General features: G+C 38.6%; 18 protein-coding genes. 1 reads left to right on the forward strand and 17 read right to left on the reverse strand.

Annotated elements, in window-relative coordinates:
• Nucleotides 1-170: 170 nt before the first annotated feature.
• The 7 genes from JNUCC23_RS13225 to JNUCC23_RS13255 are packed head-to-tail and all read right to left on the reverse strand — an operon-like array spanning nt 171 to nt 5,771.
• Nucleotides 171-1,157, reverse strand: a complete 987-nt coding sequence (locus tag JNUCC23_RS13225; protein ID WP_454211859.1) for a biotin--[acetyl-CoA-carboxylase] ligase — start codon at nt 1,155-1,157, stop codon at nt 171-173.
• Complete coding sequence (locus JNUCC23_RS13230) at nt 1,142-2,341, reverse strand: CCA tRNA nucleotidyltransferase (RefSeq protein WP_454211861.1); 1,200 nt, start codon at nt 2,339-2,341, stop codon at nt 1,142-1,144. Before JNUCC23_RS13230 ends, JNUCC23_RS13225 begins: the two co-directional genes overlap by 16 nt.
• Nucleotides 2,342-2,356: 15 nt before the next feature.
• Nucleotides 2,357-3,484 carry an N-acetyl-alpha-D-glucosaminyl L-malate synthase BshA gene (gene bshA, locus JNUCC23_RS13235; RefSeq protein WP_454211863.1) on the reverse strand — a complete coding sequence of 376 codons (1,128 nt, stop codon included), beginning with the start codon at nt 3,482-3,484 and terminating at the stop codon, nt 2,357-2,359.
• Nucleotide 3,485: 1 nt separating this feature from the next.
• A complete protein-coding gene (gene bshB1, locus JNUCC23_RS13240; protein WP_454211865.1) occupies nt 3,486-4,190 on the reverse strand; it encodes a bacillithiol biosynthesis deacetylase BshB1 in 705 nt (234 codons plus the stop codon).
• A 1-nt stretch (nt 4,191) separates the two neighbouring features.
• Complete coding sequence (locus JNUCC23_RS13245; protein ID WP_403070623.1) at nt 4,192-4,599, reverse strand: methylglyoxal synthase; 408 nt, start codon at nt 4,597-4,599, stop codon at nt 4,192-4,194.
• An 18-nt stretch (nt 4,600-4,617) separates the two neighbouring features.
• Complete coding sequence (dapB, locus tag JNUCC23_RS13250; RefSeq protein WP_454211867.1) at nt 4,618-5,418, reverse strand: 4-hydroxy-tetrahydrodipicolinate reductase; 801 nt, start codon at nt 5,416-5,418, stop codon at nt 4,618-4,620.
• Between the two features lie 5 nt (nt 5,419-5,423).
• Nucleotides 5,424-5,771, reverse strand: a complete 348-nt coding sequence (locus tag JNUCC23_RS13255) for a nucleotide pyrophosphohydrolase (protein ID WP_062178666.1) — start codon at nt 5,769-5,771, stop codon at nt 5,424-5,426.
• 757 nt (nt 5,772-6,528) lie between these two features.
• On the opposite strand from JNUCC23_RS13255, the gene JNUCC23_RS13260 reads away from it, so the two are divergent.
• Entirely contained in the window at nt 6,529-7,401 is an 873-nt protein-coding gene (locus JNUCC23_RS13260) for a YitT family protein (RefSeq protein ID WP_403070618.1), read from the forward strand.
• Between the two features lie 292 nt (nt 7,402-7,693).
• Here JNUCC23_RS13260 and JNUCC23_RS13265 read toward each other — a convergent pair whose 3' ends face one another.
• The 10 genes from JNUCC23_RS13265 to JNUCC23_RS13310 all read right to left on the reverse strand — a co-directional run bounded on the left by JNUCC23_RS13265 (nt 7,694) and on the right by JNUCC23_RS13310 (nt 15,906).
• Nucleotides 7,694-8,371: a zinc metallopeptidase gene (locus tag JNUCC23_RS13265; RefSeq protein WP_062178660.1), complete on the reverse strand. Its 678-nt coding sequence runs from the start codon at nt 8,369-8,371 to the stop codon at nt 7,694-7,696.
• Nucleotides 8,372-8,425: 54 nt separating this feature from the next.
• Nucleotides 8,426-9,220 (reverse strand): sporulation protein YpjB, encoded by a 795-nt coding sequence (gene ypjB / locus JNUCC23_RS13270; protein ID WP_454211870.1) that lies wholly within the window; start codon nt 9,218-9,220, stop codon nt 8,426-8,428.
• A gap of 77 nt (nt 9,221-9,297) precedes the next feature.
• Complete coding sequence (locus JNUCC23_RS13275; protein WP_062178654.1) at nt 9,298-9,888, reverse strand: DUF1405 domain-containing protein; 591 nt, start codon at nt 9,886-9,888, stop codon at nt 9,298-9,300.
• A gap of 106 nt (nt 9,889-9,994) precedes the next feature.
• A complete protein-coding gene (locus tag JNUCC23_RS13280) occupies nt 9,995-10,759 on the reverse strand; it encodes a menaquinol-cytochrome c reductase cytochrome b/c subunit (RefSeq protein ID WP_062178651.1) in 765 nt (254 codons plus the stop codon).
• Nucleotides 10,760-10,904: 145 nt separating this feature from the next.
• Complete coding sequence (qcrB, locus tag JNUCC23_RS13285) at nt 10,905-11,579, reverse strand: menaquinol-cytochrome c reductase cytochrome b subunit (protein ID WP_062178649.1); 675 nt, start codon at nt 11,577-11,579, stop codon at nt 10,905-10,907.
• A gap of 3 nt (nt 11,580-11,582) precedes the next feature.
• Entirely contained in the window at nt 11,583-12,089 is a 507-nt protein-coding gene (locus tag JNUCC23_RS13290; RefSeq protein WP_062178646.1) for a QcrA and Rieske domain-containing protein, read from the reverse strand.
• 160 nt (nt 12,090-12,249) lie between these two features.
• On the reverse strand, nt 12,250-12,702 hold the full coding sequence (locus JNUCC23_RS13295) for a YpiF family protein (RefSeq protein ID WP_062178643.1): 453 nt from the start codon (nt 12,700-12,702) through the stop codon (nt 12,250-12,252).
• Between the two features lie 520 nt (nt 12,703-13,222).
• Nucleotides 13,223-13,759, reverse strand: a complete 537-nt coding sequence (locus tag JNUCC23_RS13300; protein WP_082675101.1) for a ReoY family proteolytic degradation factor — start codon at nt 13,757-13,759, stop codon at nt 13,223-13,225.
• A 55-nt stretch (nt 13,760-13,814) separates the two neighbouring features.
• Entirely contained in the window at nt 13,815-15,074 is a 1,260-nt protein-coding gene (locus JNUCC23_RS13305; RefSeq protein ID WP_454211873.1) for a tetratricopeptide repeat protein, read from the reverse strand.
• Between the two features lie 31 nt (nt 15,075-15,105).
• Nucleotides 15,106-15,906, reverse strand: a complete 801-nt coding sequence (locus tag JNUCC23_RS13310; RefSeq protein ID WP_454211875.1) for a hypothetical protein — start codon at nt 15,904-15,906, stop codon at nt 15,106-15,108.
• Nucleotides 15,907-16,051: the final 145 nt, after the last annotated feature.

The raw sequence follows: 16,051 nt of genomic DNA on the forward strand, positions 1-16,051 counted from the left end.
CTCTTTAAATTTATCAGAAGATTCATCCCTCCGTCCCCGTCCACTACTGGATCAAGGCAGAAATTTTAGTTTGTTGAATTTAAATGGCCGTGCAGGTGCAGTTCGAATGATACTGCCCATAAGCATTATACCAACTTTATAATGTATATTCTATAGTAATATTATTACGCCTATTTTTGCGGAATCGTAATATCTGCTGAATAAATATGGTGAACTTTTCCCGTTTTATCTTCTAAAAGCAAAACACCACTATCAGTAATACCAAGTGCTTTACCAATAATCGTTTCATTCACAGTTGTCGCTTTTAGTTCTTTCCCAAGTGAAACTGCATAGCTTTCCCATAGAAGTTTCACTGGGTTAAATCCATGTTTCAAATATGTAGAATACAGTTTTTCCATATTACGAAGGATTTGCTGAATTAAAGTTGATCGCGAGATACTTTTTCCTGATTCAATAAACAAAGATGTCGCAGTATTCTGTAGTTCCTCAGGAAAATCACTGAGCTTCTGATTTACATTTACTCCGATGCCAACAATGACAGAATGAATACGATCAGATTCCGCCTGAAGCTCTGTTAATATTCCCGTCATCTTTTTCCCTTTAATCAATAAATCATTCGGCCATTTGATCTCTGGCGAGAGATCGGTGACATCCTCGATCGCTTGAGCCACTGCAACTGCCGCAAGCAAGGTCAATTGTGGAGCTTCATGAAAAGGGATTTTTGGCCTTAGAATCAAGCTCATCCAGATTCCAGTAAATTTTGGCGAATGCCAATTGCGAGATAATCGGCCTTTCCCTAAGGTTTGTTCTTCAGCAATCACGATCGTCCCTTCGGCTGCACCCCCGTTCGCAAGGCGATTAGCGATTTTTTGAGTAGAATCGACGCTCTCTTCATAATGAATGTTTTGGCCAAATGTAGTTGTTTGCAAGCCAATTTGAATTTCGTTGCTCGTTACATTTCCAGGTGCAGAAATGATTCGGTATCCTTTATTCCGAATTGCTTCAAGTACGTAGCCTTCATTTCTCAATTCCTCGATATGCTTCCACACAGCTGTCCGAGAACAACCGACATAATCAGCAATTTCTTGGCCAGAAACAAAGCTACCAAATGCATTTGAGAAAGCATCAATTATTTTTTTCCTCACATCAGATTGCACGTGTTAAGCCACTCCTTTATTGCTACTTTGTCGTTAGCCACTTTCCCCGTCAGTACCACTTGCAAAGCACCATCCATAGCTTCCTTCACCCATGGTCCCGGTTTCCGGTCAGATGTCCAAGCGAGTAGATCATGTCCTGTCAAAGCAAGCTCAGACATTGATTTAATTATTAGGTTCTTATACGTTTCTTTCACAGTATTTATCGCATTTTGTACATTTGTATTTTCCAGAACAGCTCTTACTGAAGCTGCCGATACGGCCGCTTTTTCACCCTCTTTAAAAAGAAGGAACTTATCTTGCAGAAAAGAGGGATCTTGTTTTACCAGTCTGACGACAGATTGAATAAAACGAATATTTTTCATTGGCATTTTCCAGTTTCTTAAAAACGACTCTATGTTTTCTATGTCTAATAGAACGAGTAGGAATCCCCATAATTCTTCTATATTTTTAAGCTCCTCGATAGAGTACGTCCCAACTCGCTCTAATTGACTTTTATAAGATTTAAATCCTGGCAGATAGTCATACAAGTAAGAATCTACGACCAACTCCATGCTTTTCTTTCGCTCCACACCTAATAATAGCTTTTCAAATTCAACAAGAATCCGTTCCACTGAAATATGTTCCATTAGATGGACATGTTTCTTTAATGATGCATATGTATCAAGATTTAATTTAAAGCTAAGCTGACTTACAAATCGGATTGCTCTCATCATCCTAAGCCCATCTTCAGTAAACCGTTCATCAGGATTCCCGACCGTTACAATTTCCTTTTTTTGAATCGCTTCTTTACCACCAAAAGGGTCGATTAATTTTCCTTTACGGTCCATCGCGATCGCATTCATCGTAAAATCTCGTCGTTGTAAATCCTCTCTTAATGAACGGACAAAGTTCACCTCGTCAGGTCGGCGGAAATCAGAATATCCGCTTTCTGTTCTAAAGGTCGTCACTTCGTAATTTCCTGATTCATGCAAGACAAGAATCGTACCGTGCGCAATTCCTACATCTACTGTTTTTGGGAAAATAGCTTTTACTTCGTCAGGAGTGGCAGAGGTGGCTATATCCACATCATTACTCAATCTTCCTGTTAGCGAATCGCGGACAGATCCTCCAACAAAATAGGCTTCATATCCAGCTTCTTCTATAGCCGCGATAACTGGAATCGCCTCTGTAAATAATTGATCCAAAGTTGATTGTCACCCCTACCGATTTAACAGTTTTCTGTAAATCGCTTCATATTGTTTAGTGATCGTATTGGAATGGAATTTCGTTTCGACTGCCATGATTCCGGCTCTGCTAAATTGATTGTGAAGCTGGCCATCTTGTAAAAGTAAAACCGCTTTCTCCGCAATCGCTTCAATATCACCTACATGACATATAAATCCAGTTTCTCCATCAACAATTACTTCAGGAATGCCACCTACATTCGTTCCGATGGCAGGAACACCACAAGCCATACCTTCAAGTAGAACAAGTCCAAAGCTCTCTTTTTCTGAAAGTAAAAGGTTGAGATCGCTGATTGAATACAATTCGTTAAGATTATCTTGCTTCCCAAGCAAGAGAACATCAGCATCTAGTCCCAAACGGTTAATCAATTTGGTGATTTCTGATATTTCAGGACCATCCCCTACAAGCATTAGCTTGGCGGAGATTTGTTTTCTAATTAGAGCAAATGCTTGAACAACATCCTTTACCCGTTTTACTGCCCTGAAATTGGACACATGGATGATTACTTTTTCGTAATCTCTTATTTCATATTCATGACGGAGATTAGAAGAATCCGTTTTACGGTACACTCGTTCATCAATAAAATTGTAAACTGTGCTTATTTCTTTATCTGGAGCTAGTAATTCGTTTGTTTGTAACGCTAATGAGTTCGATACAGCCGTTACTACATCCGATTTTTCAATTCCGAATTTAATTAGCTCCGTTAAGGACGGGTCATTCCCTAATACGGTTATGTCTGTTCCATGCAATGTTGTGACAATCTTCACATCATGACACGCCATTTGTTTGGCAAGTATCGCACATACAGCATGAGGTATCGCATAATGGACGTGTAAAATATCTAATTTTTCTCGCGTAATGACTTCTGCCATCTTGCTTGCCAAAGCTAAATCATAAGGTGGATATTGAAAAACGGAATATGAATTCACTTCAACTTGATGATAATAAATATTGTGATACATTCTATTTAACCGGAAAGGAAGACTCGATGAAATGAAATGAATTTCATGGCCTTTCTCAGCAAGGAGTTTGCCAAGTTCAGTAGCTACGACTCCAGACCCACCGACTGTTGGGTAACATGTAATACCAATTTTCAACTTCATGTTATCCTCCTATTAGGTCTTGTGAAAGTAATAATGGTTTTTTCGAGAGAAATCCTTCCGCATACGTAACGCCTACTTCTTTTCCAAAGAGACGCTCTCTTGCCTCCACCGTTTCGATATACCCATTTACAAGCGGCGTCTCAATAGCGGTATCCGTCTGTTGGAATTGACTTGCATATGTCCGTAAACTCTCAAGCTTTGTATCCATCGTTTCCGTTACATCAACGACAAAATCGGGCTTATGAAAGCCATTAATCATATAAAAATAAAGAGAAGCAATCTTATGGGCAGTCTGACCTGATTCTTCCATATATTTTCTGATACCTGCTGAAAAAGCAGCTTCCTCTACTAGTTGTGCACAATTGCCGTGGTCAGGATGACGGTCTTCTCGATAAGGCGCAAATACCAAACTTGGTCGATATTTGCGGATAATACTTGTAATTTCTTGTATGTATTCTTCTTTCAACTGTAAACCTCGATCTGGGAGGTCTAGCGAAATTCGCTTAACACCAAGGATTTTTGCTGCATTTTTCGCTTCTTGTTGACGTAACTCTACTGTCCCATTTGAAGACAATTCCGCTTTTGTTAAGTCGCAAATGACAATCTTTTTCCCTAGCTTTGCGAATTTAGCAAGCGTGGCTCCCATGCCAATTTCAACATCATCTGCATGGGCACCAAAAGCTAATATATCTATTTTCTTTTCCATTTTACTCACCTTTTGTTTTGTCTAGTTTTCTCCAGTCTAAATAGCCATGTTTTAGACCTCTAATAATTACTTCTGCAGTACCCATATTCGTTGCCAGTGGTACCTGATATACATCACAAAGTCTGATTAAGGCATTCACATCAGGTTCGTGTGGCTGAGAAGTTAGTGGATCACGAAAGAATAGAATCATATCCATTTCATTACGTGATACAAGTGCGCCAATTTCTTGATCGCCCCCAAGCGGTCCCGAGTTAAAGCAATGAACCGGAAGAGATACCTCCTGGTTAATTCTTCTACCAGTTGTACCAGTTGCAAACAATTCATGTTGCTCCAAAATGTCTCTATACGCCGTTGTAAATCGAATCATATCTTCTTTCTTATTATCATGGGCAATTAATGCAATTTTCATCGGTATTCTCCCCCTCTTTTATTCAATAATATTCTCTAAGCCATAAACAAGCACATCCAGTTTCATAACAGAATCCACTGCAAGCTTAACACCAGACATGAAGGATACGCGATCGAATGAGTCATGACGAATGGTCAGCATTTGACCTTTTTCGCCGAACATCACTTGTTGATGAGCAATCAACCCTGGTAAGCGCACGCTATGTACACGCATGCCATCTATATTCGCACCACGAGCCCCTTGCATCGTTTCCTTTTCTTCAGGGTGACCTTGTACTTTGGGTTCACGAACTGCTTTGATCATCTCCGCTGTTTTTACGCCTGTACCTGACGGGGCATCAAGCTTTTTGTCATGATGCATTTCAATAATTTCCACGTCTGAGAAATATTTAGCAGCCATTTGGGAAAATTTCATCATCAATACTGCACCTACCGCAAAGTTCGGAGCAATAATACAACCTAAGCCTTTTTCAGTTGTTAGGTCTTCCAATTCAGCTAAATCTTCTGTACTAAAACCAGTCGTCCCAACTACCGGACGAATCCCATGGTTTAAAGCAGTAACCGTATGTAACATCCCAACTTCAGGTGTAGTTAAATCGATTAATACATCCGCTTTGACTGAGGAAAAACATTTCTCAATATCTGAATATATCGGTGCATCGATTCCCTGGAACCCGTCAAGATTCCCTAAATTATCCCCATCATGTTTACGGTCAATGACTGCCACTAATTCAAAACCCGCCGTTTCTAAAACAAGCTTGACTGCTTCACTTCCCATTCTTCCACGAGGTCCTGCCACAATGATTCGAGTTGTTTCCATAGCCTTTATTCTCCTTTTTTCTCTTCATCAATTTTTGTCCATCTGTCTTTGTCACGTGTTTTAAATTTATGCATGACAAGATCATGAGCTTTTGCTAAATCAATATTCAAAGAATTAGCAAAGCAAATGATGACAAATAGGAGATCTCCCAATTCTTCTTCAACTGTATTTTCCTTTTCAGTCGTTTTCTTAGGCTTTTCACCATAATAATGATTGACTTCTCGAGAAAGCTCGCCTAGTTCCTCGGTCATTCTCGCAAGCATGGCTAAAGGACTAAAATAGCCTTCCTTAAATTGACTTATGTATTGATCTACTTCATTTTGAAGATCTTGCATATTTTTTTTCTGTTCCATTCCCTCAACCTTTCTAACTAGTTTAGATTAATCTGTGCTATAAGAGGAGGCTAAAAAAGGACAAGAAACTGTAGTCAAAGAGGACAGTAGTGGAGCATATAACACGTTTTTGTCCTAAACATCAACTTTAGTTATGACCGCACAAGGAAAAAAATTTCTTTCTGCGGTGAATTTCCCTGAACTTTTTGTACAACCTCTATAGTGAATCTCTTCCCCATGTTAGCCAAAAATCACTTATATGACAAGATTTTCGTTTATCCCGCATTAACAGGCAGTAAACCCCCTACTGGTTGGATTCCCACTTGATTTTCCATTGTTTGTAACTAGTATTAGAATTCGATATAATAAAGAACATTCTGGTTTACCCTGATTTCATAGACTTTAAGATGCCACCTAAGTGGGGTTCACTTTATCCCGGTTTAACAGACTGTATTAATTATCATCAAATATACTCTTGCGAAAGATTAAAATTGCTAGCTTTTGAAAAACAGCCTGTAACCCCCCGATTAGTGAGGTACAGCGAAACTTACCTTTGTGGTTTTCAAAAGGTAAGTTTGCGCCCACAGGAAGTGGGTCACACAGACGTTGCCGCAGGACGCGCTTAGTCTGTTAATTTCATTGAACCTTAGTTCGTAGTGTCTCTTTATCGAAGCGGTAGCTTGCGATTTAGCGACACTAGAATGAGACTAACCATTAGCGTAAGGTCACCGCTAATGGAAGTTTCACTTTATTATAATTGATATTGGAGGTCAAACGCTTGATATACGGTTTGAGATTTAAAAATATTTTGTTCATTTTATTTGGCGCAGCTATTTTTGGTTTTGGTCTTGTACACTTTAATATGCAAAACCACTTAGCAGAAGGCGGTTTCACTGGCCTTACCTTGATTATATATCAATTAGCTGGAATTAACCCAGCTTATACGAACCTTATTCTAAATATTCCTTTATTTTTCATCGGCTGGAAGTTCCTTGGTCGAACCACGTTTCTATATACCATTATCGGGACAGTTGGCGTTTCCTTTTGGCTTTGGATTTTTGAACGAAATGAAATTAAATTAACTCTCGGAAATGACTTAATGCTTGTTGCTTTATTTGCAGGGGTTTTTATCGGTGTAGGACTCGGTATCATCTTTCGTTATGGAGGTACAACTGGAGGCGTTGATATTATCGCAAGGCTTGCCAATCGATATTGGGGGCATAATATGGGTAGAACGATGTTTTTATTTGATGCGGTCGTTATCTTAATTTCCATTATTACCTATCTTGAATATCGTGAAGCAATGTACACGCTCGTTGCAGTCTTTATCGCTGCTCGCGTTATTGACTTCATGCAGGAAGGCGCATATTCTGCGCGTGGCGCGATGATCATTAGTCGCAATAACGAAGCAATTGCAAAAAAAATTATGAAGGAAATGGAACGGGGAATTACCGTTCTAAAGGGGTATGGTTCATTTACAAAGGAAGATCGGGAAGTGCTATACTGTGTCGTTGGAAAAACGGAAATTGTCCGTTTAAAGAACATTATCACTTCTGTAGATCCACATGCTTTCGTATCTGTCAGTGAAGTTCACGATGTACTTGGAGAAGGGTTTACATTAGATGAGAATAAAAATCCAATCGAACGGTAAATATACCCACTGATCCACTCGCCGATATCAAAATTCCCAATCCAAATTTAACAGTAGTCATTCTATGGATGAAGGTGGAGCATCTGTAAAACTCTCTAAAAATATGTCCTCACTTCAAAATCAGTATTTTCATCTAATCATTCATTAACTTAATCATCAAGTGGAACCATACTACAATGGGTAAGAAGCTTTCGGCGGATTCAGACAGACTAATTAAGTGATCCACAAAAATAATTGCGTATAATTACGCTTAACAATGAAAAAAAGCAGATCCTAAGGAGCTGCTTTTTTTCTAATCGTCACTTCTAGTCATACCCGTGTATATTAAAACTAAACGGAGTAATTCAAGTACAGCTACAAGGGCTGCCGCGACATATGTTAATGCTGCTGCGTTCAATACTTTTTTCGTCTCACGCTCTTCATCGTTACGAATAACACCTAGAGTAACCACCTGGTTCATTGCACGAGATGAAGCATTAAATTCTACCGGGAGCGTCACAAGTTGGAATACAACAGCTGCCGCCATGAAAATAATGCCAAGTAAGACAAAATTACTCATATGGGCTATCATACCGATAATGATCAAGATCCATGAAAAATTCGAACCAATATTGGCCACTGGTACTAATGTGTGACGTAAACGAAGCGGTGAGTAATTCTGTTGATCCTGAATAGCATGACCTACCTCATGGGCCGCAATGGCAACTCCTGCCACAGAATGACCGTGATAATTATCTGAGGATAAGCGAACTGTTTTAGATCGTGGATCATAGTGATCACTAAGAACCCCTCGAGTTTCTTCTACCGTAACATGATACAAACCATTTGAATCTAGAATTCTTCTTGCCGCCTCTGCACCCGACATTCTTGATGAAGCAGGCACTTTAGAATATTTTTTGTAGGCGCTTTTCACTTTCATTTGAGCGAATAGCGGGACTAAGATGATAATCGCAAAGTAAAGTAAAAACATTGTTTCCTCCTAAAAGAATGATTATTTCAATTGTAAAAGTAGCGATCATCTCTGTCAAACATTGTGATCTTTCCGTGACTTTTCTGCCTTCTCATTGCCTTTGTATTTTCTCCAGCCTACATAAGATAATGTCAGGATAATAATGCTTCCTGTTGAAATAATTACCCACCATAATGATGGATCTGCTTCATCCTCATGGGGCTCATCAAATATAGACTTTAAATCCTGTTCCAATGCATCCCATTCCTGTTCGTTTGACTCCATCATTAACATAACCGGACGATATTGATCCATATAAGTTACACGAGCATCAAGCTGTTGAAGCTTCTCAGATGGCACTGAAACTTTTAAACTTGGATATATGAGATTGTACTGTGATAACAAATCATTCAACCGATCATTGAATCCTTCTGAATCCCCTGCTTTAACTGCTTCTTTTGCTTCATTAAAGGCTTCCATGATTGGATCTTCTAAAGCCATCCACAATGGCTGGTTATTCGAATTGACGGCATCCAGTACTAATCGAAACTTCGTCACAGCATTTATTTTTTCAGAATCTGTTTTTTCTAAGGTTTGAACGACTTCCAGTGCATCATCATAAGCAGCAGTAACAACTCTTAATTCAGCCATGCTAAAAAGCTCTTTTTCTTTTGATGAAAGCAGATAACGTGCTGAAAATTTTTGAAGAATCTTCTCTGTTTCTTTATATCGTTTCATTTCTACAAGTCTTAGTGCTTCGTCGGAGATGGAATCCAACTGCCCCATACTTTCAGTAGGCTCAGCACGAACTTGATAAAAAGAAACGGTGATTACTAGCAGCAGTGCAAGCACCAGGATTTTTTTCACCATACTCCTTGTCCCTCCTTATTTCTCTATTAATCAATATGAGAATGGAAGATGGAGTAGACCACCGTTTCACAAAAATTTCAAAGGGATAATGTAAATCTTTTTTCTCTATACCCAAAATAGTAGGCAATAAATATCGAAAGCAAGCTGAGCCAAAATGTAAAATAGCCTATTTCATTCATATGTACAAGTAAATCTCGATAAACCGGCATCATATCAAAAACATAATCAATCACGTCATTATGTAAAGTCCAAATTCCTGCGACAATAAAATGCCATGGCTTAATTCGATAAAATGGTGAATACAAGATTCCTTGAATCGCCATTCCTAAGTGAGAAGCTATCAGCATATATCCTTGCCAAGCAAGTTCTCCTGTCGTATATAATGTCAATACATTCATCACCACTGCCCACATTCCATATTTAAAAAGGGTCATGATCGCAAGTGCTTCCATTAGTCCCCAACTCTTTTTCAATAGAAAGGCAAGTAAAACAAATACAAAAAACAAAGATGCAGTTGGGCTATCCGGAACGAATGGGAGAAAAATGGTAGGAGTAACAGCAAGTTGGCTTCCATACCAAATGTAACCATACAATGTTCCGAATATATTAATCACTAGCAACATCATGATAAACTTCTTATTTGCAAGAATCGGATAGATCAGATTCATATATATACCTCTTTCTTTCAAGTTATTCATGTAAATGAAATGACAAAAAAGAGGATGTCCCAAAGGGTCTGACCCTTACTTATGGGATATCCTCTTTCTTCACACATTATTTCGCTGATAAATTCACAAGAAAATCAGCAAGAGCTTCTAGTTCTTCATCAGAACCTTTAAAAATACCAGCAGGCATTCCACCAGTACCATTTTTGGCAATGTCTTTAATCTCATCAGCAGTATGCCCAGTATCGATAAGAGCTGGACCAGCTCCCCCTGTCAATTCAGCACCATGGCAAGAAAGACAAGTATTTGCTTCAAGGGCTTTGTAGCCATCAGCCTCTTTATCAATCGCTACCCCTTCAACAATCTTCCCTTGTGTAGCTGCTTTATCCCAGTCATGGTAATAAACAGATTGCCAAGTCAAGAACACAACCCCTGCGATAGCTAATAGCATAAAGCCAGTTGCGAATGGACGTTTCGTAGGACGGCGTTCTGGACCACGATCAAGAAACGGCGCAAGTAACAATCCCCCAAATGCAAGTGTAGGAATAATTATTGAACCTACAATATTAAATGGACCTGAAGCATACGTATACTTCAGTAACTGGTAAAGAAATAAGAAATACCAGTCAGGAAGTGGAATATATGCAGTATCTGTCGGGTCGGCAATTCTTTCAAGCGGCGACGGATGCGCTGCCGTTAAGCAAAGAAAACCAACAAGGAATACGGCTCCAACCAACCATTCTTTCAATAAGAAATTCGGCCAAAATGCTTCAGTTTTACCTGGGTATTCCGAATAGTCTTTCGGAATAAACGGTTTACTATTCGCTGAGATTCGAGAATCACCTACGAATTTCATACCTTTTCCACGATGCATTGAACAATCCCCCTCCTTTATGAAAAGGTTATTATTTAGGTTATTGAATAAAAATATTTCTATGTCCTGTAAATGCAGTCTACGCATTTGAGCCGGAAGCTTGTCCAGTTGTACAAACTAGATTTCTAAAGCGCTTCTGGGTTTCTTACAACGGTCCTGAAATTCCTTGTTTTCTGATCATTATAAAGTGAGCTGCGATTAACCCTAATAGTGCAGCTGGTAAGAAGAAGACATGTATCGCAAAGAAACGAGTTAACGTCTGTGCTCCAACAATCGTCGGATCTCCAGCAATTAATGTTTTAATAGCTGGACCAATCAATGGAACAGAGTCAGCGATTGTTAATGTAACTTTTGTAGCAAAAACCGCTTTCATATCCCATGGTAATAAATAACCTGTCAAACCTAAAGCTAACATGACAAAGAAAATTAGTACTCCAACAACCCAGTTAAGCTCACGCGGTTTTTTATAAGCTCCCTGAAAGAAAACCCGAAGAGTATGTAAGAACATCATCACAATAACTAGACTTGCTCCCCAGTGATGCATACCTCGTACAATTTGTCCAAATGCCACTTCGTTTTGTAAGTAGTAAACAGACTCCCATGCATTCACGATATCAGGTACATAATACATGGTTAAGAACATACCTGAAAGAATTTGGATGACTGTAATGAAGAAGGTTAAGCCCCCAAAACAATAAACAAATGCTGAAAAATGGTGTGCAGGGTTTACGTGTTCAGGAACCTCATGGTCAGCAATATCCCGCCATATGGGCGCAATGTCTAAACGTTCGTCAACCCAATCATAAATCTTGTTTAACAATGATTACGCCCCCTCATGCGGTTTTAGTAACCCTAAATAAAGAATTCCGTCTTTTTCTTGCGTTTCATAAACATCTAGCGGTTTGATCGGTGGAGTTCCTGGTACGTTTACCCCATTTTTTGTGTATCTACCATTGTGGCAAGGGCAGAAAAATTGTTCTGGATGTTCTTTGTCTGTATTCCAAGCAACAGTACATCCTAAGTGCTTACACACAGGTGATAGAGCAACGATTTTACCATCATCTGCTTTATATACCCATGCCGTATTCGTCACTTGGGACTCGTACCAACCATCGATTTGATCAAATGTGTAATCAACTCGGATTGGTTCCGCTGTCAATTCCGAAACTTTCTGACTCGTTGGGATAAATCCTCCTGATGCACTTGCTTTCAACACTGGATCAACCGCGAATCGAACCATTGGCATTAATATTCCTGCAGCCATGAAACCGCCTACACCTGTAAGAGTGTAATTAAGGAACTGACGTCGTGAAACATTACGCTTACTCATGCTTTTCCCCCCCTCTATTACTATTCTGAACCAATTAACCAATAAATAGCAACACTATAAAACTAGGACATTACAATGATATCTCAATATTCCGTCAAGGTCAATATATGTCGGTCCTAAATGATGGCAATATTGTGGTATATTGCCTGTGTATCCAATGCTATTTATTCCAGCTTTGCGTAAGCATATCGAGCATTTGATGTACTTGATCGTTCATCATCTGCCTTGCTTGTCCTTCTTCTAAATGTTCAAGCCTAATAGAAGGAATCCATAGGAGTGAACCTGGAAGCTCATCTTCATATCTTTTCCACTCACTGTCAGATGTAATCCAAAAAACGTGCTTGAAATCAGTTTCCGCCAATTTTATTTTCCATATTTCTATGAGATCTGCTTTGTCCTGACCTTCTGACCAGTACGTTAACTCCGGCATTAACAGGAGTCTTCCTTTTAATTGCTTCTCGACTTCCATCGTTAATATTCCCATAAATTCATGCATGGACGAAAAATGTTTCATCTGTACTCCGAATGAAATCGGATTCATTGGAATGATTAGACTATCCACATATTCCTTCGACTCTTGATACAACCCAACTTCCTTATAATTCCACTTCAATTTACTCACTCCTTGCAGTTATCAATCATCTCCTAACATTTTATCATGATTAAGTCTTGTTTCATATATCATTACCAGTAATCCTTCATTTTAACAAAATATTCATTAATTAGTATCAGATACAAATTTGGCTTAATAACACCTAATTCTATTTGTACAAATTAAACTATTATCATGTTTAGTAGATGGCGCGATCGAAATCTCATTTGAACTAGATTTAAAATCTGTAAAGTTATTTGTAGCGTTTTCGCAGAAATTAAAAAATATGGTTGTCTCATAAAAAAAGGACCAGACGCCACAGCTACTATACCTCGTCTATATGCGTGTATATGACGCAATAAACGGTGTATAGAGTGTGAGGTCTGATCCTTAGACAACCTTTTTCGTTTTAATTGAAGGCTATGTTATCCATAATTGATAATGATTTTAAACTAATTGGTGCAATACCGCGATTTCACACGTCTCCCCGTTAGGTAGCAAATCAACATCACGATAAACATAACTTAATTGAAACATCGCTTTACAGCTTATTCAGTTCTTTTGTTAATGAATAAAAAGTTTCTTTATCATTCAGGTCAAGTGCATTATCGATCGCTTTTAATATCCGCTCTTTCTGGAATGTCGCCAACGAATTTTCTAGAAACTTCTCTGCCATAAGCTTATCTCTCTCATTACTCCCTGTGCTTTTTGGCATAAATGGATTTTCTTCTAAAACCGCGGCATAGTGGTAGGATGAGTAGGCCGATTTAAAATTTAATTGGATATAGATGTCTTCATCCCGATTAAGGCGGATATCATGAAACGACTTCTCTGCGTCAGTTGTCATGATATTGGATTTATAAAACCGGAAAGGTGCCTCTTCCACACAATGCGTTGACATAATCAAGCCTCGTGGGCAGTATTGAGCACTTTCCACAAAATGAACCTTTTTCATTAACTGATCATGGCTCATTAAATAATTCAAAATCCATACACATTCCCTGCGCTTCAACTGATAATGATTTAAAAACCAGCGAATAAAGTCTTTCTTTTCGTTAACAGATACAGGGGCTGCCACCATGAGTTCCCTCCTCTGTACAGATATTGTATCAATCAGCATCCTTTACCCTTTTTTATTCTTCAGCTAATCGATCCAAAATCAGCACATATTCATCATTTGCCGGATCCAGTTCGAGAAGCTTATTAAATATTTCTCTAGAGGTAGCTAGTACTCCTTCTTCAATTAAAAAGAATCCGTAATCTTCTAAAAAATCTTGATTATTCGCAAAAAATGCATAAGCCTTTTGGAAGCTTACTAATGCTTCTTTGTAACGCTCGCTTTTTTGTAGACTCACAGCAAGCATCCATTCAAATTGCGGATCATCTTCCCCATATTTCCTAACACTTTCAATCGTTTCAATGATCTCCTCATACTTTTCTTCATGCATGAACAACTTAAGTAATGTCAGCGTAGCCTCCAAATAGCCCGGATCAATGGCAAGAGCTTCTCTGAAAAACAATTCTGCCTCATTAGTCAGACCCTTTTTCAAAGCAATTTTACCCCCAAAAAGATTCAACTCTTTGTTGAATTCATCCTTGTGAATCCCCTCCCTTACCGTTTCTAGAGCTTCATCCAGACGCTCTAGACTTTCATAAGACTTCGCAAGATACAAATAAAGGGAATGATACTCTGGATCTAACTCCTTGAGCTCGGTAAACCTTTGAATCGCCGTTTCAAACATGGCTGCTTGGTAAGCCGTTAATGCATATTCAAATAATGTGTTGATTTCGAGTTTGTCTTCCAATGCCTTTTCAAAAAAAGGAATGGCTTCTTCAAACTCACCCAAATTACTTAAGGTCTGCGCTAATCGCTGGTTAATACTTACACCGCCAATTTCTTTTTGCTGCTTAAGTACCTCTTTATAATTCGCAACAGCAGCATGATCCTTCCCTTGCTGGTAATACAGTTCCGCTAACGCAAAGTCAATCAATGGTTCGTTTGGTAGCAATTCCTTTGCTTGTTTAAGCTTTCGCTCACTGACCTCATCCATTCCCTGCATTTGATATAAATCCGCTAAAAGGAGCAGAGCGCTTGGATACATGTCATCCGACATGCTAATTTTTTCAAGCAACAGGAATGCCTCATCTTCTTGGTCCAGATCAACGAGAATTTCAGCAAGTGTGACGATTAGCTCTCCTTCATTAGGGAAGAGCTTAAGTAAATGTTCGTATAAATCCTTTGCTTGCTCCATAAATCCCAGCTGTAATAATTCTTCAGCTAAAAGGAGCATCTCTTCAATTGCTTCAGATGATTTTATTCGATTTATATGTAGAAATGCTTCTTCTAATTCGCCTTTTTTTAGATTGCTGAGCACTTTTTCAATTGTGTTCATTATAAAAACCTTCCTCCTGCATACAATTTCTTCATATTAAAAATCCAGGAATTCTGATTTTTATTTCAGATCCTTTTTTATCGGAAAAGGATAGTGTCGACCCTGCCCTCACAACCTCCCCATTTAACACGGTGACAACCAGTTTATCATATTCCGCTTCTGAAATTCCATTGAAGTCACTTGTATCGTGCGAAGAATAAAATAAGTTATAGCTTAATTCTCCATTATTACGCAAATATCCTTTTATCGGATACAAACCAATTTTTTTTAATGTTGGAACAGAGGTAGGAGCACCTTCAATAAGGGACTCTTTACTATGTGAAAGTTTGGCATCAGTCATAATCTTATTCCAAATTGTCTTCCCTTTGTCATTTGCAGTTTCTTGTCTGAATATAGGGATAAAAATTGAATTATATGGAAAGGAAAATTGGCGAATCCAGCTCCATGGAAGCCGTTTTAATTCATCTAAATCAATTTCCACAAATACAGCGGGGATACGTTCTTTAATACAGCGTTGCATGAGCTTTGGGGAGATCGTATTTTGGGCAACTTTAATCGCAAGTAGATAATCAAGTGGTGATTCTTTCAAACGTTTTCGTATTTCTTCTAGACAGGGAATGAGGAGATATACGTAAGCAACTTTTACAGGAATTAAGATCATCCCAACACCTTTTAACACATGCTGTTCATACAGTGACTGGGAGGTAGGTAGTTTCGATTCATTTAAGACTGGCTTTGTAACAGGACTCACAATAAAGTTTTCCAGATTTTGTTTCATCATTTTCAGTTGATTGACAAGGTTGTGAATAGAATCCACTTGATCATCTTTCACTACATTGGACTTCTTTGACGTCTTGCCATACCATTACTTTATCAATGATATAATTCGACATAGAACCCCTCCCTAGCCTTGTCTTATGACCAGCTTATGAAAAGGAACCAAGAGATATGTTCATTTATAAAAAAACATCCTTTGG

Source organism: Peribacillus sp. JNUCC 23, from assembly GCF_053653995.1.